This is a genomic window from Paraburkholderia ginsengiterrae, from assembly GCF_001645125.1.
Taxonomy (GTDB): domain Bacteria; phylum Pseudomonadota; class Gammaproteobacteria; order Burkholderiales; family Burkholderiaceae; genus Paraburkholderia; species Paraburkholderia ginsengiterrae.
Genome location: NZ_LXKA01000087.1, coordinates 140,921 through 158,962, shown reverse-complemented (window position 1 = coordinate 158,962; position 18,042 = coordinate 140,921). Strand labels below are relative to the sequence as shown.

Here is an 18,042-nt window from a genome sequence, read left to right as displayed (position 1 = left end):
CCACAGGAACCGGATGAAGGGGGGAACCCGCAGGATGCGGTGACTGCGCAGTCGTCGTGGGATCACGACGAACTTCCATGAAGTACTCGCCAGCATTGATGCAGAAGCTGTTCGCGCCTGAAGTATCCTTCGCGTCAAACTCCTTCCCTGCTTCCGTCGCATACGCTTCCAGCGCATCCGGCTTCACGACGCACCCCGGCCGGACCAGCGGCATCGTGGACTTCGCCTTGCAGGTGACCTGTTGCGCGCGCGCCGCCTCATGCCGCAACACCGCTTCGCGTTTCGCGCCTTCCGCGTCCCCGTGCTGCGTGCCCCACACGTAGGGCGTGCCGAGCGTGGTCCCGTCGTGCTGTTCCCTGCTGAACTCGTCTCGAGCCTTGCCTTCCTCGCGAAAGAGCGTCAACGCGTTTTCGGGGTTGTAGTCCGCCACGATGAACGAGTCCGGCACCGCCTTCGTTTTCACCTTCAGCGAGTAGACCGATTCCTCGAAGGTATGCAGTCCGGCGCCTGGCCGTGCCTTCAGTTCGATCGCTGGACGCGTATAGCCGTCGATGTCGTCGGCAATCACCAGCACCTCGCCGTGCTGGCCATCCTCGGTGAACCAGAACAGGCCATCCTGCTCCATTTCAAGCCTGCAATAGGCCAGGTCGCCCATGTTGTACTGGAACCGGAACGCATGCTTCGGATGCTGCCGCCGCAGGCGCTGCTCAACCCGTATCCACGGCCGCATGTCGTTCCGCTCGATGACTGCCTGGACGATATCGGCCGATGTCCGGTTCTGGTACGTCACACAGTTGCTCGGGCCGTCCAGCATCGCCAGGCGCTGGCGGATCACGACACGGTACGTGCAGCCATCAGGCGAGCGCGACACGGAGTGAAAGCGGGAAATGAAGCCCCGGAATGTCCGAACCGGGGCGCCTTCCTCTGTCTGGAATGAAAACTTCGCCCACTGGCCGAGGATATCCTTGCGCGACACCGGCCCTGAGGTCGAAACCAGTGCCCTGATCCTGTACGGCTGGCAGATTTCTTCCCGCACTTCCCATTCAACAACTGACACCAGGGGCATCGGTTGCGGCTTGTGTTCGCCCGCCGGTGCCCTGTCCCCTGGATAACGCCGGATAATCTCCATGTGGGCCGACTGCCGGCCTGTTATCAACCTTGCAACGCGATCAGATTCCGCCATAGTTGTCCGATTAATTCTGAGTCCTATTTATTCAGCATAAGAATGCGCACTTTTATTCATCTGCCCGGAGGCCAGTTTCGTAAACTAGCCGACGGCAAAGGACAGAAATCGCCAACGGCGTCGCATTGACGAAATTTGACAGGTACGAGGCTGTTAGCCCGTCCGGCAGAAGAACAGTCACGCGAGCCTTGCGCCGTGCCAGACAGCACAAAACCGCGTCGAGCCTATGCGATCCGGCCAGCCACAGGCGCTATTGGCCCAAGCCGATCGACTTCATACCGTTGAAGCCCGAAGTGCGGGACGTAGCCCGCGCGCCGGAATCCGACGAACCCGCGTGCGGTAGCCCTCATCGGCACGGAGACGCGGAGGCAGTAGTCACGACGCGGAATGAACTTATCCCCACAAAATGTCCATAAGCCTGTGGACAACCTGCGCACAGCCCACCCAAGTGATTGACGCAGCAGACCTATCCTGCCCCGGCTCAACCACAGGCAACCCACCCGCCCTGTGATAAAAAGGCAATTCCCTAGCCTTTCGCCGAGACCGCGCATGTCCTCCGTCATAGGCTTCAAACTCGTCCTCCTGTCGCTCGTCGCGATCATCGGTCTCGAGCTGCTCGCCAAGCGTCTGCGGCTGCCGCCGGCCGCGGCGCTGCTGGTGGGCGGCGCCGCGATGGCCTTCGTGCCCGGACTGCCGCGCATCAACCTCGACCCCGAGCTGGTCCTGATCGTGTTCCTGCCGCCGCTCCTCATGGACGGCGCGTACTTCTTCGTGTGGGACGAGTTCAAGCGCGACCTCGGCGGCATCCTTCTGCTCGCCATCGGCGCCGTTGCGTTCACCACGCTCGCGGTCGGCGTAGTTGTCCATTGGATCGTCCCGGCCCTGCCCTGGGGCGCATGCTTCGCACTGGGCGCAATCGTCTCGCCGCCCGACGCCGTCGCCGCGAAAGCCGTGCTCGAACGCGTGAAGCTGCCGCGCCGCCTGATGGTGCTGCTCGAAGGCGAAAGCCTCCTCAACGACGCCGCCGGCCTCGTGCTGTTCCGCTTTGCCGTGGCCGCGGCGCTAACCGGCACGTTCAGCGCGCAACATGCGGTGGGACGCTTCGCGGTGCTGGCATTAGGTGGCGTGGCGGTGGGCACGGTCATCGGTTTCGTGGTCGTCAAGCTGCTGCGCTATCTCGACGATGCCTACCTCATCATCACCGCAGCGGCACTCTCCGGGTGGATCAGCTACATAGCAGGCGACGCACTGGACGTCTCGGGCGTGATCGCGACGGTCAGTTGCGGCATGGTGCTCGGCTGGCACCAGCACGAAGTCTTCTCGGCGTCGGTGCGCATGCGCGGCACCGCCTTCTGGCAGGTCGTGATCTTTTTGATGGAAGCGCTGGTGTTCATCCTCATCGGACTGTCGCTGCGCGGCGTGATCGTGCGGCTGGGCGGCGTCGGCGATACGCTGAGCGCACTGGCGCCCGCCGTCGGCGCGGTGCTCGCCGCTGTCGTGCTATCGCGTTTCGTGTGGGTCTTCGCGGTGGAATGGCTGAAAGCGCTGGCGTGTCAGGTGACGCGGCGCACGGGCGGCACGCCTGACTGGCGCGCGGCCACGATCACCAGTTGGGCCGGCATGCGCGGCGTGGTCACGCTGGCTGTTGCGCTGTCCTTGCCTGAGACGATGCCCGGCCGCGATCTGATTCTGGTCGCATCATTCGCGGTGATTCTGGTGACGGTGCTAGGTCAAGGCACGACGATCGGACCGCTGATCCGCTGGGTCAATCCGGACCATGTGCCAGAGAAAAACGCGCGGCATCTGACCGAGCCTCAGGCATGGGCACGGCTCGAAGCGGCGCAATTCGCCGCCATCCAGCCGCTTGTGCATGGACCGGATGGCAGCGTGATTCATCCACGCCTGCTGGAGCAGTACAGCTATCGCGCGCGCATGACCGAGGGCTACCAGAACGAATCCGCTTACCCTGCCGACGTACGCGCCGCGCACTACGACGTGGTGCTGGCCGCCGTGGCCGCGGCGCGCGTCGAGCTACTGCATCTGCATCGATCGGGGCTGATTCACGATGAACTGCTGATCGATCTCGAACACGATCTGGATTTGCAGGAAATCGCCGCAATACACGGCAGAGGCTGAACAGACGCGCGAGATCACACTTGCCGCGCGGCATCCTTGCGGCGCAGCGTATCAGGCAGTCCGTACAACACGATCAACGCGCAAACCAGGCTCATCGCACCAATCACGTACAAGGCCGGGGTCGTACTGCCGGTCAAATCTCTCACTCGCCCCACCATGACCGGGCTCACAATCCCGCCGAGCTGCCCAAGCGTATTGATCAAGGCGATTCCCCCGGCCGCGCCCGCACCCGTCACGAGCTTCGGCGGCAGCGCCCAGAACGCCGGAATCGAAGCGACCACGCCCGCGCCCATGACAGCCAGCGCGACGACCAGCATCGCGGTCTGCTTGTCGAACACTCCCGCGGCAAAGAAGCCGATAGCCGACATCACGAGCAAACCGAACACGAACTTACGCCGTTCGCCGCTCGCGTCGGACAAGCGTCCCACCACCACCATGCAGATTGCGCCGGCAATATAAGGTACCGCGGTCAACAGGCCGATCACCGTCGGATTGTTCGTGCCCGCCACGTGAATCAGATGCGGTGTCCAGAAATTCAACCCGTACGACGCTACCTGGATCAGGAAGTAAACCAGCCCCAGCGTGAGGAAGCCCGGCGTCCTGATTGCCCCCATCAGCGAATGTCCAGTGTCCGGATGATGGCTTTGCTGAGCAATCTGCCCCGACAGAAACGACTTTTCTGCCGCAGAGAGCCAACTCGCATCGTCGATGCGATCCTTAAGCAGTTTCAACACCAGACAGCCGAGCACGACGCACGGCAACCCGCCGAGCAGAAACAGCCAGTGCCAGCCCGGCATCCCCAGCACGCCGTTCATGTGACCGATCACCAACCCCGCGAGCGGCGCGCCGACCAGGCCCGAGAACGCGGACGCCAGAAACAGCATCGACGTGATACGCCCGCGATAGCTTGGCGGAAACCACAGCGTCAGGTAGTACAGCACGCCCGGGGCAAAACCGGCTTCCATGGCGCCGATCACGAAACGCAGCCCGTAGAACTGCCATTCATTGCTGACGAACACCATCGCGGCCGTGGCCAGGCCCCACGAGATCATGATCCGCGCGATCCAGCGCCGCGCGCCAACCTTGTAAAGAAACAGATTGCTCGGCACTTCGAATAAAACATAGCCGATCACGAACAGGCTCGCACCCAAGCCGTAGGCGGTGTCGGACAAACCGAGATCGCTCTGCAACTGAAACTTCGCGAAGCTGATGTTGATGCGGTCAAAAAATGCAAACAGATAGCAGATCATGATCAGCGGCATCAAACGCCACGCCACTTTGCGGATGATTTCCGCGGCATTGTCCGCGCTGTGCTCACGGTTGCCGGTTGCGACTGCGCCCAGGTCACTCATGTTCGTCTCCATTGCCGGATTCGGCATTGCCGTCCGGTCGCTTAATTGCGATTAATCCCGCTAAATCCGTCAGGGAAATTCAAATTTGCAGAACGTACTCAGGTACGGGATGAAGATCGCGGTTGCGGCCCGCCTTCGCCAGCTGTCCCGGGACATCGTGGCCGAGCAACGCCGGCAGACCGCGCGACAGCGCGATCAGCTTGTCCAGATCGATCGCGGTAGGAATGCCCATTTCCTCGCACATATGCACGAGGTCTTCCGTGCAGATGTTGCCGGACGCGCCCGGTGCGAACGGGCATCCGCCGAGGCCACCCAACGCGGCGTCGAAGCGGCGGGCGCCGGCCTCGTACGCAGCCAGTACGTTGGCGAGCCCCAAGCCACGCGTGTTGTGAAAATGGAGCGTAAGCGCGGCGGCCGGCAACCGTTCGAGCATCCGCGTGACCAGTCGCGTCACCTGGCGCGGATTCGCCATGCCGGTCGTGTCGGCGAGCGTAATGCCCTCGATCCCCATCTCGCGATACGTGTCGACAATGCCGATCACGCGGTCCTCGTCGATCTTGCCTTCGAACGGACAGCCGAATGCGGTCGCCACCGTCGCGTTCAACAGCACACCCGAACCCCTGACGTGCCGCACGATGTCGCCGAACGCCACCAGTGACGCTTCGCAACTCATCCGCATATTGGCGCGGTTATGACCCTGACTCGCCGACATCACCAGGTTCAGCTCGTCGGCGCGCGAGGCCAGCGCGCGTTCGGCGCCCTTCAAGTTCGGAATCAGCGCGACGTAGATCACACCCGGCTGCCGCTCGATCTGCTGGAACACGGCCTCGCCGTCACGCAACGCCGGAATCGCTTTCGGCGAAACGAACGAGCCAGCCTCGATGCGCGTAAAACCCGCGGTAGACAGCGCGTTGATCAGCGCAATCTTGTCGGCGGTATCGACCCAGGTGGGTTCGATCTGCAAGCCGTCGCGCGGCGCCACTTCCTGCACAATCAGTTGGTCGGAATGCGCGTTCATTGCACGGCTCCTTCGCGGCGCAGCCGCTCGATATCTTCAATCGCGAATCCAAGGCGGCCAAGCACGCTGCCGGTATGCTCGCCGAGCGCCGGCCCTTGCCAGCGCACTTCGCCCGGTGTGTCCGAGAGCTTCGGCACGATCCCCGGCATCTTCACGGAGGCTCCGCCCGGCAATTGCGCCGGCAGCAGCATGTCGCGCGCCTGGTAGTGCGGATCGGCGACGATATCGGCTACCGAATAGATCCGCCCTGCCGGCACTTCAGCGCGTTCGAGCGCCGCCAGCACGTCGTCGGTGGCGTGGCGCGACGTCCACGCGGTGATGGCCTCATCGAGCATCGCGCAGTGCTGCGCGCGGCCGTCGTTGCGCGCGAGCGCGGGATCGTCGGCGAGATCGGGGCGGCCGATCACCTGCATCAGGCGTTTGAAGATCGGATCGCTGTTGCCGGCGATCACAACGAAACCATCGTCTTCCGTGCGATAAGTATTCGACGGCGCGATGCCCGGCAACGCGCCGCCGCTGCGTTCGCGCACGTGACCGAGCAGATCGTATTCGGGCACGAGGCTTTCCATCAGATTGAACACGCTCTCGACCAGCGAGACATCCACCACCTGGCCGTCGCCTTGCCCCGTCTTCACACGCAGCAACGACATCAGCGCGCCGATCACACCATGCAGCGAGGCGAGCGAATCGCCGAGACTCACGCCGACGCGTGCCGGAGCGCCGTCCACTTCGCCAGTCGTGTAGCGGATGCCGCCCATTGCTTCGCCGATTGCGCCGAAGCCCGGCCGGTCGCGATACGGACCGGACTGGCCGTAGCCGGAGATGCGCACCATCGTCAGTTTCGGATTGATCGCGTGCAGGACGTCCCAGCCGAGGCCAAGCTTTTCGAGCGCGCCGGGGCGGAGATTTTCGATCACGACGTCGGCGTCGGCCGCGAGCCGTTTGACGATCTCGACACCATCCGCCGACTTCAGATTCACACAGATGGATTGCTTGTTGCGCGACTGCAGATACCACCAGAGCGAGGTGCCCTCATGCAGCTTGCGCCATTTACGCAGGGGATCGCCAGTCCCGGGCGCTTCGATCTTGATGACGTCGGCGCCGAACTCCGCCATGAGGCGCGCGGCAAACGGCGCGGCGATAAGGGTTCCGATCTCGATGACGCGGATACCCTGAAGAGGTCCACCCATGGTGCTGTCTCCAAAGCAGGTTTCGTGTTGGGAGACAGGTTAGGGGCGGCACGCCGGCGGCGTCCAACCGCAATTCGCCAACGACCGTTCGCGAACGGCGAACGCTCAGCCTCCGGCGGCTGTTGGCGGGGCTTCGGCGGCTTCCAAGGCTTCGATCGAGCGCAGATGATCGAACAGCAGGCGGCTCACCGGCGACAACGCTTCGACGTCGCGCGCCACCAGCACGAGGCTGCGCTCGGACCAGTCGTCTTCGAGCGGCGCCCCGACGAGACCCAGCGGACGGCCAAGGAGTTGATAGACCTTCTGCGGCAGCACACCGACGCCCATGCCGGCCTGCACCATCCGGCAAACCGCGTCGAACCCGGGCACGTGAATCCGCAGCCGTAGTGGCTTGCCTGCCTGACGTGCGGCCACGTGCGTGCGGGCATTGATGGAACTCGCGGCGTGCAGGCCAACGTGGTCGCCGTCCAGCGTTTCGACGAAGGCAACGCTCGCGCGCGCCGCCAGCGGATGATCGTCGCGCATCACGAGCACGAGCGAATCGCGCCGGTAATATTCGACGTGCAGCTCGCGCGTGTCGGCGTCGCCGGAGCAGATGCCGAGATCGACGAGGCTGTCGTCGACGGCTGCGACCACGCCGCCGCTTGGCCGCTCTTCAAGATCAAGCTTGACGCGCTCGTGCCGCAGCTGGAACGCGCGCAAATCCTCGGGCAGGAATTCAACGATCGCCGACAGGTTCGCCATCATGCGCACATAACCGCGCACGCCGCTCGCATGACCCGCGAGTTCGATGCCGATGTTCTCGATGTCGCGCATCACGCGGCGCGCGTGATACAGCAGCGTTTCGCCCGCCGGCGTGAGCGTCATGCCGCGCGCGTTGCGCTGAAACAGCGTGGCGCCGACCGCCTGTTCGAGTTCGAGCAGACGCTTGCTCGCCGCGGAAACGGCAATCGCCTCGCGTTCGGCGGCACGCGTGAGCGTGCCTTCTTCGTAGACTGCGAGGAAGAGTTGCAACGTGGTGAGGTCGAGCCTCCGAAGCAGGTTTTTGATGACCATGGCGGGGCGCCGCGTGATTGTGCGATTCGCCTATTCTGACGCCAGATGCGAAAAATAGGTGTAGTGCCGCGCGGCTGCATCCATGGGAGGTCGCGTGAGAAAATGCCAGCATCCTCCCGCCCATGATCTCAAGGAACGATATGACGACCTCCTCTCCGATCCGTGCGATCGTCACCGGCCACAACCGTGGCCTGGGGGCCGCACTGGCCGAACAACTGCTCGCACGCGACATCGCCGTGCTGGGCTTGTCCCGCTCACGCCACGCTACGCTCAAGGCGCGCTTCCCGGCGCTGCTCGAAGAAATCGAACTCGAACTCGCCAATCCCGCGCACGTCGTGCAATGGATCGCGACCGATGCACTACGTGCTTTCGCCAGCGGCGCGCAAACCATTCTGCTGATCAATAACGCAGGCATGGTGCAGCCCGTCGGCCCGTTGGAAGGACAGGACGCGGCGTCCATCGCGAACGCGGTGAGCCTGAACGTCGCCACGCCACTCATGCTGGCCAGCGCGCTCGCCACAGCCGCCGTTGACGCAACCGACCGGCGCATTGTGCACATTTCCAGCGGCGCGGCTCGCAATGCGTATCCCGGCTGGAGCATCTACTGCGCGACGAAGGCCGCGCTCGATCATCACGCGCGTGCCGTCGCACTCGGCGCGAATCGGGCGCTGCGTGTCTGCAGCCTGGCGCCGGGTGTGATCGATACGAACATGCAGGCGGAAATTCGCGGCAGCAGCGCCGATCAGTTCCCTCTGCGCGAAAAATTCGAGGACCTCAAACGCAATGGCCAACTGTCGACGCCTGAACAATGTGCCACCCAGTTGCTCGATTACGCATTGAGCGATGCATTCGGACAGACGCCGGTGGCCGACATTCGCGAGATTGCGAAGCCTGTATAACGGGCGCGTGCAACGCTCCCGAAAAATCTCACCTTTGAGCTGATTCGACATTGATTCGGCGCCGATTCAATGTCGGTTGACGTGCCGAACGCGCGCCATCTCGCCTAATTTGCCGTGCAGCACGAGCAGGCTGCTTGCGCATGGAATAGCGCGTGACGCGCTCCCGAAAATACTCACCTTTCGCCAGCACCGCTCGTGTTTCCGTGCAAGGTGCGCGCTAATCTGCTCCCGAAAACGCTCACCTTTCGAGCCTGGAAGCAGGCAGCAAAGGCATGCTGGGCGTGGCACGGGTAGCCTGGAACAGGCCATTCCCGAAAACCCTCACCTGAAGGAAAGCAGAGGTAATCTGCATACCCAGGTAAGCGGCGACGCGTCTCGCGATACACGAGAAGCGCGAAAGATGCGTTGGCAACGACCGGTGAATTCTTTGCGCCGCTCATCGGCACCATCGGTTGAAACCGCGTGGGTCCCGAATACTCTCACCTTTGGCCGAGCGGACGCGCGCGCAGCGCTCGGCCGCGATCGCCACGCCGGCCGGTTTATCCACGAATCCAGCGTATTTCGTCGATCGCGGCGGTTGCGCGACAGACTTGATAAGCGGCCGGTGCGCAGCTCCCGAAAACGCTCACCTTCGGCGAGCCGGGCGCACTGGCGGCGCTTAGCTCGCCAGCTTGCGGAACGTTTCGAGCACAGCGTCGCCCTTGAAAGGCTTGACGATCCAGCCTTTCACGCCGGCTGCCTTGCCGCGCTCCTTCATTGCCGGGCTGCTCTCCGTGGTCAGCATGATGACGTTGACCGTCTTGTTCGCAAGTTCACCGCGAATCTTCTCGACCATCGTCAGGCCGTCCATGTTCGGCATGTTGACGTCGCTGATCACCAGCTTGATGCCAGGGCTGGCCTTCAGCTTGGCGAGGCCGTCCTTGCCGTCCACTGCCGTGTCGACATCGAGGCCGTTCTTCTTCAGAAAACCGGCCACTTCGTCGCGCACCGTGCTCGAGTCATCCACCACCAGAATTTTCGACATGTTTTTTCCTTTGACAACATTCAGAACAGATCCAGTTCACCTGCCTCGACCATTGCGCCGACGTCGTCCGTGACTTCCTTGAAGTCTTCCGGCGACCAGGCCAGGCTGAACACAAACCGTTGATGCAACTTCACCGCGCGGCCCGATTGCGGGTCTTTAAGCCAGTACATGAAGCACAGTTGCGGATTGCCGCTGCCGAACGAGATGTACTTGTGTTTGTGATTCACCAGCAGCGGCACCTGCACCTGGCTGCGCAGCAAGGCGTCCGCGTCGCCGACATACCGGTTCTTGAACGAGCCCCAGATGAGGTTCGTCACTTCGCCGAGCACGCTGTTCAGATCGCGGAAATCCGCCTCGCCGGGTTGCGCGCCGTCAATCATCTGGTAACGGTCGAGCAACTCGAGAATCGGCGCCTCCTCGGCCTGCATCATCATGTAGCCGCGGCACCATGCGCTTTCCAGCGGAATCAGGCTGAACACCTCACCGAAGATGATCCGGTCGCGCACGATATACGGCGTGTCGCACGTGATGGTCAGGTCCTTGAACACGTCGCCGAGAATCGCCTGCGTCATGTCCGCGATACCGCGCACCAGTGCGTTTGGATAGTCCAGACTGAAGATGTACTCGTCGATTACCTTCTGCAGCGGCGCCATGTCATGCGCGACGTACGCCGCACAGACCACGCGGCGCAAACTCTCCGGCAAGTCGTCCATGCTCGCGTCGCGCTCCCGGCGCATGATGATCGGTAACTCGGGACGCACCGCGTTGATTCTGATCGCGATCTCGGCGCTGGCTTCCGCGGAGCCGCCGTAACATTCGGCGAACAGCACCGCGCCCAGATCGATGTTCGAGCGCAAGACGGATTGCAAGCGGTTCTTGCCGACTTTCACGCCTACCAGATTGTTCTCGTCGCAAAAGCGTTTCAGCACTTCCTTGTGCACCGGGCAGTCGTCCAGCACCAGCACCTTGCTGACCGGTTTATTCATGTTCATCTTACGTTCCTGCTCACGGCGGCTATACAACGCACAATCAAAACAACTCCAGCTCTCCGCTGGTTTCCTCAATAGCGCTCGTGTCCGCGACAAAGTCGATCGGCGCATGCGTGCACACGCACAACGTGGCGGCAAGCCGCACCGAACCGTTGAGCGTGACCGAATACGACGACAGCAAACCCGGCTTCAACTCATGCAGATAGGGCAGGCAACCTGCTTCCAATACATACGGCGTCGACATGCCGAGGTCGGGAAAGTAGCGCAACAATTCCTGATTGATGGCGCCGCAGCACAGATTGCAGATTTCCAGAAAGGCTTCCTGGAAGGGCCGCTCTTCGGCCTCTTTCAGGTAGTAGGCGCGCGTGCTGTCGTCTTCGTCGAAGTGCAGGATCAGCAGCAGTCTGAACACCATCGACGAAATGGTCAGCACGACCACTTGCGTGTCTTTGCTCGTGCCGGCACTCGCATCGGCAAGCGACACGATCTCGCACAGGTCGTTCGAATCCAGCGGCAAACGCGCCTGCGCGGCCTTACGGAAAATGCGTTCGAAGCTATCCCGGGCATGGGCCGAAATCACACCGCCACCTCTTGCAGCTTCGAATGAAACTGGTTGGCCAGCGATTCGACGCTGGCAAGCGACGCCGAAATCATCTTGCCGCCGGCCTGAATGTCCTGGAACGTCGAGGTCGTGGTCAGGTCATTGCGATGCAGGCTGTCGCGATAGCTCTTCGACAACTCCTCGGAACGCGCTGCAAGCGCGCGCACTTCGCTCGCCACGACCGCGAAGCCACGGCCGGCCGGACCCGCACGCGCGGCCTCGATCGACGCGTTGAGCGACACGATCACCACATGCCGCACAATCGAGGACAGCTCCTCATTCTTCGAGTGCATGTCCTGGTTTTGCGTCATCAGCGAAATCATCTGCTCGTGCCAGCGCTCAAACGTCGCACCGAGACTCTTGAGACGCTCAGCTTCGCCGGCGATCCGTTGAGCCTGATACGCCCACTGGTCCTTATCCTCAGTGGCCGCTTTGAGCGCCGCGCGCAGGTCTTCGGCACTCGCCGATTGCTGCATCAACTCGTCGCGCAATTGCTCGGTCAACGACTGCAGTTCCTGCGCCGCCTCTTCGCGTTCGCGGAGCGCTGCGTCGTGGTCGGTCTGCTCGGCCTTCAGCGCGTCGACCCGTGCCTGCGCTTCGTCGCGCAACCGTGCCGCCAGCCTGGTGCTGTGCATCTTGTGGGCCACAAATGCCAGCAGCGCGGTAACCGCGCTGCCTGCTGCCGCTGCCAGTACATACTGTTGAATCACAACCGTTTCCTTCGAAATCCGCCGCGAAGTGCGCCCGTTAGTGCTCCGCTTATTGCGCCCGTCCGGCGCTCAGTCCGCCATCGCGTCGAGTTGCGGTACCCCGGCTTCGCCACGCGCTGCCACGCCGAGCGTATCAACGGCAACGCTGTCCGGCAGGCAGACGATCGTCTGGAACTGACGGTACGCGGCGCCACGATGATCGTCGGTAAAGCGCAGTTCGATGTTGCCGTTCGCGCGCCGGAGGAAATCACGCACGGCGTCCATGCCGACTCCGCGGCCTGACAGCTCCGTGACCGTTTCCGCGGTCGAGAAGCCCGGCCGGAAAATGAAATCGGCGATGGCCTCGTCGCTCAGCGCGTCGCCGCTGCCGATCCAGCCGCGCTCCATGGCGATCCCGCGAATCCGTTCGAGCGCAAGGCCGCAGCCGTCGTCGCTGAGCGTGATCTGCAGCGCGCCGTTGTCCACGCCGACTTCGATATCGATCGTGCCGGCCGGCGTCTTGCCATTGGCACTGCGCGCCTCGGCGGATTCAATGCCGTGGTCCATCGAATTGCGCAGCAGATGCATGAATACGTTGTTCAGCGTGCCACCCGCTTCGCCACGCAGACGGTAGCCGTTGTCGTCGATCCGCACGGTCGGCGCGGGCTTGCCCAACTCGCTCGCGAGCGAAGGCAGCGAATCCAGCACGCCGGACAGCGCGTCGCGCACGCTCTCGCTGCCCAGTGCCCGCAGCGTGCGGCGCAGCGTATCGCGCATCGATTGCAGTTCGTGGAGTTCGCCGGCATTGGTTTGATCCAGCATGCTCAGCGTGTGCTGGATGTGGTCCTTCGCGACCATCACGTAGTGGCCCGAATTGCCGGCGTCATCGCCCTGGCCTTTACTCTTGCGGCCCAGGCTCTGTTCGTTGATCTTCGCGTAGCTGTCGATCGCTTCGCGCACACGCATCAGCTCGGCCATCAGATGTTCCTGATCCCACGGACGATCCGTCTCCGGCTGGCGCAGTTCGTGATAGCTCTGCTCGGTTTCATGCACGACGTTGGTCAGATGCTGCAGGTTATAAGTGCGCGCATTGCCCTTGATGGTGTGCATGTTGCGGAACAGCTCGGCAATCGCCGCGTGATCCGCTTCCGAATGCTTGCGAATGATCCGCTCGTTTTCGCTGATAAAGCCCGCGGAGCTTTCAATGAAGTGATGGAACTTCTCTTCGCTGACCGCGAGAATCTCGCCGATCATATCGAGGCGGCGGCGCTGTTCGCCGGCTTCCGCCGCGAGCTTGCGCAATTCGGTGACGTCGCGCACGCACAACATAAGGCGCAGGATGACGTCGTTTTCATCGGTAATCGCTGACCACGTCAGGTCGAGAATCTTCACGCGCCCATCGGGCATGCGCTTCGAAATCTCGCCGACCAGCAGGTGCTGATTGAACGCGAAGTTGATGCAGTCTTCGCCAAGGCACGCATGCGCGGCCGCATCGACTTGCGAGAGCGCGTCCGAGCCGAGGTCGGTATCCGCGAACACCAGATCCATCAGACCGCGGCCGGCAATGTCCTTCGTCTCGAAGATGTCTTCCAGATACGCCGAGTACTCCGAGTGGATCACGGCACCGTCGATCACGGTCAGAATACCTTGCTGCATGTTCTGCAACATCGCCTGGATATCGGCGGTTTTCTGCTTGAGCTGCGCGGAGCTTTCCTGAATCTTCTCGATCATGCCGTTGAAGGCGACAATCGAATGGCCGATCTCATCCAACCGGCCCACCGGCACGCGGCGCGTGAAGTCCTGGCTCGACGCGATCTCGCTCATCATGGCCTGCATGCGGATAAGCGGGCGCGTAATCTGGCGGTAGAGCAGTGAACCGATCGAAGTCAGCAGAATAATGGCGATGCCGGTAACGACCGCAATCGCCGTGGTCGTGGTGGCAAGCCTGGCATTCAGCGTGGTGATCGCGTCGTCCTTCTCGCGGTTCTTCTCGACGCGCAAGGTTTCGACGATTCCTTCCAGCTCGTCACGATACTGTGCGACGTTGGCGAACAGATACGCCTGCGCGAGCTCGTTCTTGCCGTCGGCCTTCATTTTGGCCGTGTCGGCAATGGCGGAGAAATAGTTTTCTAGACTCTCATTAGCCTGCGAAACGAGCCCCTTCTGGGCGTGGCTCGCGGCGTCCCTTGCCTGCAAGGCGAGCGCCTGCTGCAGCGAGACGCGCTTCTTCTTCAGATCGTCCTGGGCCTGGGAGACCATGTTGGCGTCGGGCGCGTAGACCAGCGTCATCGTCGCCAACTGCACGTCCTTGACTTGCGACACGAGGTCGGCAGAGGCGAGCGCGCTGGGCACGACACCTTCCGTGACCTTGCGCACTTCGGCCGCGCTGCCGCGCGTCTGATAGACGGCGTAGCCGCCAATCGCCGATAGGGCGACGAACATCAATACAACCAATAGCGTGATGCGATGACGAATAGTCATTTGAACCCCCCGGGGTCTGGCCTTCGCGTCAGTCCTCGTTGGGAGCAGCGCGTTTTATGCGAAATATGGTCCTACTTGCAGCGCCGCTGAGTATTGCGGACGCATGTTACTAAGCGATGACTGTCGATTTTTTAAATGCATTCAACGCGTTAAATTTATTGCTCAAGTTTTTTATTTAACTGCCGTTAATTAATGCTTTTTGTTTTTACGAATTGTCACTGTTCCAACAAACTGCGCGTCCAGACTAAAGCTTCGTTCGACCCCGTGGAGCCTACCGATGACCGTCAGTGTCCGCAGCTATCTGTCCCCAACGCTGGTCCTACTCGCTTTCGATTGGCCCGACGGCGGCACACGTGAAGACTTTCTCGGTTTCGCGATCAAACGCACGCCGGGTTTTCTCGCCGCCGACGGGCACGATCGGGAAGCCAGCAGCTGGCTGCCCAACCGTTTGACTTTCAAAGGGGCGGTGCCGGATACGCAGCAAGACGCGCCGTCGAACCAGGCGCCGATCCAGAAATTCATGTGGTGGGATGCGCATATCGACGAAGCGGACCGCGAAAAGTCGTTCACCTATCTCGTCTACCCCGTGGTCGGCACAGCGGACGCGCCGCAATTGCTCGACGCGCAAAAGGGCGAATGCAAACTGACTCTGCCCGCGCATATCGAGGCGAACATCGGTTCGTGGTTCAACCGCGCGGTGGTCAGCTCGCAGGCGTTCGCGCGCAAAGTCGCCGCGCTGCATCTCGCGCCGCACGCGGCGCCATCGGCGGACCAGGCGTTGCAACTGCGCACGTGGCTCGCGAATGACTTGCAGCAGGTTTTCGCGCTCACGCTCGACCACGCGCATCGTGCGGCTTCGGCGGTGTATCACCTCACCGATCCGCTGTGGGCGATCCCCGCCTTCCAGGCCTTCGGTGAGAAGCAGGGCAAGGCGTCGCTCGCGATCGTGTACGACTCGCATGAGGTGATGCAGAAGGGCAAGCCGCCCGCACCGTCGCCGAATCAGCCCGCCGTCGACCAGCTTGCCGACGTCGCGACTTTCGCGCCTCGCGACAAGACGCACATCATGCATGACAAGTTCATCGTTGTGGACGACGGCAATGGGCAACCCTCACCGGCGCGGGTGCTGACGGGGTCGGCCAATTTCACCACCGAAGGCATTACCGAACAGGCCAACGTGCTGCATCTGTTCGACTCGCCGGAGTTGGCCACGCTGTATAGCGAGCGCGCCAGGGCGCTCGCGAGCAATCCGAGCATTGCTGAAACGGCGAAGCTCGCGCCGGGCTGGTCCGACTCGATTCAGATCGGAAGCGCGAAAGTGCGTGTCTGCTTTTCGCCGGAAGCGAGCAATTCGCGTTTGCAGATCGACACGATTGTCGAGGCAATCAACAACGCGAAGCACTCCGTCGTGTTCTGCCTCTTCATGCCGACGGACGCGCCGCTGCGCGACGCCTGTTTCGCGGCCGGCGACAAAGGACAAATGATGTTCGGCCTGGTCAACCACATCAGCCCGAAATCGGCGCAAGCCGCGGAAGAAGCCGAAGCAAGCGGAAAGATCGTCACGACGACGGCGCTCGCCAATATGGAGTTGTATCACCGCAGCCGCGACAAGCACGACGTGATCGACGCGGAGTATTTTTCACCGGCCACCGTGCCGGCAGGCTTCGAACCCGAGCTGCGAGTGTTCCCTGGAGAGAACGCGCCGAGCTACGCGCCCGTCATCATTCACCACAAGTTTCTGGTGATAGACGCGGAGGGCGCGAATCCGATCGTCTACACGGGCTCGGCGAATATGAGCAACAACTCGGAACACTTCAACGACGAGAACCTGCTGGAAATTCGCGACCGCCGTATTGCCGGCACGTATCTCGCGGAATTCCTGCGGCTTTACGAGCACTATCGGGCACGCGCGTTGACCATCCGGCAAAAGAGCGACAACGCGCATGAGCGCCTGATGCTCGCACCGGACGGGTCGTGGGCGAAGAAGTATTTCGTTGCGGATAGCCCGGAAGAGAAGGCGCGCGTCGCGCTCGCGCACGGTGCGGATTGACGCGCGCGCCGATGAATGTCGAGCGCTCGAAGCATCAGCGGATGGGCGGCAGATGCTTCGATGCCTCACGCAGGGTGAGCGGCGACATGAGATCGCGTGAGGCCGACAGAAAGCCGCTCACCGCGTCGGGCGCGTGCCAGGCGTAGTCCCGCAAGGCCCAGCCAATCGCCTTGCGGATAAAGAAGTCACTTTCCGCGGCAAGTGCACGAGCGTAACCGAACAGGCGATCTTCATCCGTGTGCTCGCGCCAGCCGAGCTGATGAATCATCGCGATACGCCGCACCCACAGCGAGTCGTGCTGAAGCGCTGCATCCATGGTCGCCTGTGCGCCGGGCGTATCGACTCGCGCCGCTTTCACCACGTCGCCAACCACGCCCGCGAGCGGATCGATCGAATCCCACCAGGAAGCGTGCTGCGCCATCGTTAACAGATGCGCGATATCCGCTGTCGCCAGCGTCTTCCATTTGCGCGCCAGTAAATCCGTGGCGACGTACTGGTATTCACGCGCCGGCAACGCCCATAAGACATCGGCGTAAGCCAGCAGTTGACCGGCGTTGTCTATCGACAGTTGCTTGAATACCGGCAGTACCGCCTGCCGCCGCAGCGGTGTCGGCACGCCGATGAACTCGAACTGGCCGCGCATGTAGGCGCGCATTGCCAGCGCACGGTCCGGGTCGCCGTGCGGCGAGAGCGCCGCCTTGATTTCCTTTGCGAAGGCTTTCGGTGTCATTGAGTTTGACGGACGTGGAGAGGCCGATGAAGGTCTGGTTCTGTGCTCCCGAATTCTCTCACCTTTGCATTTAAAGTGCGCGGACAGGTAGCCATATTCTCACCTCGACGTCTCCCGAATGTTCTCACCTATCGGGTTGTCAGGGTGAGTCGTTTCAGTGCTCGACGCTTCACCGTCGGCGGCTATGACGAGAATTCCCTGGAAATCCTCACCTTTTGGCAGGTGCGGACCCGGTGTGGTAGTGTCTCACCTCCTGGAATCGCTCACCTTTGCGTGTGATCTCCTGGAACTCCTCACCGTGGCGCGTTCTCATAGGTAGGTAAGGTGCCGTTCAGCTCCTGGAACGGCTCACCGCTCGACGAATTTGAACCGTCTCCTGGAAAGCTTCACCGTTGACCGGGATAAGATCATCTCCTGGAATTCCTCACCTTTTGATTGCGACGAAGCCATCTCCTGGAATTCCTCACCTTTTGATCGCAACGAAGCCATCTCCTGGAATTCCTCACCGTTGATCGCAAAGACGCTGTTCACCTGGAATCTCCAAACAGGACCAGATCGACATGAGCAGAGCCGTAGTCGAGACATGCCTATCTACGCCTGGCGAGCATGCGTCACTAAAAAACTTATTTTGGAGTTGCTGTCAG

General features: G+C 61.9%; 15 protein-coding genes. 3 read left to right on the top strand and 12 right to left on the bottom strand.

Annotated elements, in window-relative coordinates:
- On the bottom strand, positions 1 to 1,057 hold a 1,057-nt coding region (locus A6V37_RS06880; protein WP_208607852.1), incomplete at its 3' end, for a phage late control D family protein.
- A 675-nt stretch (positions 1,058 to 1,732) separates the two neighbouring features.
- Here A6V37_RS06880 and A6V37_RS06875 point away from each other — a divergent pair.
- A complete protein-coding gene (locus tag A6V37_RS06875) occupies positions 1,733 to 3,319 on the top strand; it encodes a Na+/H+ antiporter (protein ID WP_064285870.1) in 1,587 nt (528 codons plus the stop codon).
- Between the two features lie 14 nt (positions 3,320 to 3,333).
- Here the strand turns inward: A6V37_RS06875 and A6V37_RS06870 are convergent, their stop codons facing one another.
- The 4 genes from A6V37_RS06870 to A6V37_RS06855 form a co-directional block, all read right to left on the bottom strand.
- Positions 3,334 to 4,671: an MFS transporter gene (locus A6V37_RS06870; RefSeq protein ID WP_064271150.1), complete on the bottom strand. Its 1,338-nt coding sequence runs from the start codon at positions 4,669 to 4,671 to the stop codon at positions 3,334 to 3,336.
- Between the two features lie 79 nt (positions 4,672 to 4,750).
- Entirely contained in the window at positions 4,751 to 5,689 is a 939-nt protein-coding gene (locus tag A6V37_RS06865) for a hydroxymethylglutaryl-CoA lyase (RefSeq protein ID WP_064271151.1), read from the bottom strand.
- Positions 5,686 to 6,879, bottom strand: coding sequence for a CaiB/BaiF CoA transferase family protein (locus A6V37_RS06860; protein WP_064271152.1), 1,194 nt, complete (start codon positions 6,877 to 6,879; stop codon positions 5,686 to 5,688). Before A6V37_RS06860 ends, A6V37_RS06865 begins: the two co-directional genes overlap by 4 nt.
- A 105-nt stretch (positions 6,880 to 6,984) precedes the next feature.
- The gene (locus A6V37_RS06855) at positions 6,985 to 7,935 is read right to left on the bottom strand and encodes a LysR family transcriptional regulator (RefSeq protein WP_064271153.1); all 951 of its coding nucleotides are present in this window, start codon (positions 7,933 to 7,935) and stop codon (positions 6,985 to 6,987) included.
- 140 nt (positions 7,936 to 8,075) lie between these two features.
- On the opposite strand from A6V37_RS06855, the gene A6V37_RS06850 reads away from it, so the two are divergent.
- Positions 8,076 to 8,834 (top strand): SDR family oxidoreductase, encoded by a 759-nt coding sequence (locus tag A6V37_RS06850; protein WP_064271154.1) that lies wholly within the window; start codon positions 8,076 to 8,078, stop codon positions 8,832 to 8,834.
- Positions 8,835 to 9,492: 658 nt separating this feature from the next.
- On the opposite strand, the gene A6V37_RS06845 is transcribed toward A6V37_RS06850, so the two are convergent.
- From A6V37_RS06845 to A6V37_RS06825, 5 genes are all read right to left on the bottom strand, one after another.
- Complete coding sequence (locus A6V37_RS06845; RefSeq protein WP_007178665.1) at positions 9,493 to 9,858, bottom strand: response regulator; 366 nt, start codon at positions 9,856 to 9,858, stop codon at positions 9,493 to 9,495.
- 20 nt (positions 9,859 to 9,878) lie between these two features.
- Entirely contained in the window at positions 9,879 to 10,850 is a 972-nt protein-coding gene (locus tag A6V37_RS06840) for a chemotaxis protein CheX (RefSeq protein ID WP_064271155.1), read from the bottom strand.
- 37 nt (positions 10,851 to 10,887) lie between these two features.
- The gene (locus A6V37_RS06835) at positions 10,888 to 11,427 is read right to left on the bottom strand and encodes a hypothetical protein (protein ID WP_064271156.1); all 540 of its coding nucleotides are present in this window, start codon (positions 11,425 to 11,427) and stop codon (positions 10,888 to 10,890) included.
- Entirely contained in the window at positions 11,424 to 12,158 is a 735-nt protein-coding gene (locus tag A6V37_RS06830; RefSeq protein WP_064271157.1) for a methyl-accepting chemotaxis protein, read from the bottom strand. The genes A6V37_RS06835 and A6V37_RS06830 overlap by 4 nt, the downstream gene beginning before the upstream one ends.
- 69 nt (positions 12,159 to 12,227) lie before the next feature.
- Positions 12,228 to 14,618, bottom strand: coding sequence for an ATP-binding protein (locus A6V37_RS06825; RefSeq protein ID WP_064271158.1), 2,391 nt, complete (start codon positions 14,616 to 14,618; stop codon positions 12,228 to 12,230).
- Between the two features lie 277 nt (positions 14,619 to 14,895).
- On the opposite strand from A6V37_RS06825, the gene A6V37_RS06820 reads away from it, so the two are divergent.
- Positions 14,896 to 16,668: a phospholipase D-like domain-containing protein gene (locus A6V37_RS06820; protein ID WP_064271159.1), complete on the top strand. Its 1,773-nt coding sequence runs from the start codon at positions 14,896 to 14,898 to the stop codon at positions 16,666 to 16,668.
- A 34-nt stretch (positions 16,669 to 16,702) separates the two neighbouring features.
- On the opposite strand, the gene A6V37_RS06815 is transcribed toward A6V37_RS06820, so the two are convergent.
- Entirely contained in the window at positions 16,703 to 17,398 is a 696-nt protein-coding gene (locus A6V37_RS06815; protein ID WP_064271160.1) for a DNA alkylation repair protein, read from the bottom strand.
- A gap of 348 nt (positions 17,399 to 17,746) precedes the next feature.
- Positions 17,747 to 17,929 (bottom strand): hypothetical protein, encoded by a 183-nt coding sequence (locus tag A6V37_RS06810; protein ID WP_064271161.1) that lies wholly within the window; start codon positions 17,927 to 17,929, stop codon positions 17,747 to 17,749.
- Between the last annotated feature and the right edge of the window lie 113 nt (positions 17,930 to 18,042).

Coding starts and splice junctions, on each gene's coding strand:
- A6V37_RS06875 (WP_064285870.1), top strand. CDS start 1,733: ATGTCCTCCGTCATAGGCTTCAAACTCGTCCTCCTGTCGCTCGTCGCG.
- A6V37_RS06870 (WP_064271150.1), bottom strand. CDS start 4,671: ATGAGTGACCTGGGCGCAGTCGCAACCGGCAACCGTGAGCACAGCGCG.
- A6V37_RS06865 (WP_064271151.1), bottom strand. CDS start 5,689: ATGAACGCGCATTCCGACCAACTGATTGTGCAGGAAGTGGCGCCGCGC.
- A6V37_RS06860 (WP_064271152.1), bottom strand. CDS start 6,879: ATGGGTGGACCTCTTCAGGGTATCCGCGTCATCGAGATCGGAACCCTT.
- A6V37_RS06855 (WP_064271153.1), bottom strand. CDS start 7,935: ATGGTCATCAAAAACCTGCTTCGGAGGCTCGACCTCACCACGTTGCAA.
- A6V37_RS06850 (WP_064271154.1), top strand. CDS start 8,076: ATGACGACCTCCTCTCCGATCCGTGCGATCGTCACCGGCCACAACCGT.
- A6V37_RS06845 (WP_007178665.1), bottom strand. CDS start 9,858: ATGTCGAAAATTCTGGTGGTGGATGACTCGAGCACGGTGCGCGACGAA.
- A6V37_RS06840 (WP_064271155.1), bottom strand. CDS start 10,850: ATGAACATGAATAAACCGGTCAGCAAGGTGCTGGTGCTGGACGACTGC.
- A6V37_RS06825 (WP_064271158.1), bottom strand. CDS start 14,618: ATGACTATTCGTCATCGCATCACGCTATTGGTTGTATTGATGTTCGTC.
- A6V37_RS06820 (WP_064271159.1), top strand. CDS start 14,896: ATGACCGTCAGTGTCCGCAGCTATCTGTCCCCAACGCTGGTCCTACTC.
- A6V37_RS06815 (WP_064271160.1), bottom strand. CDS start 17,398: ATGACACCGAAAGCCTTCGCAAAGGAAATCAAGGCGGCGCTCTCGCCG.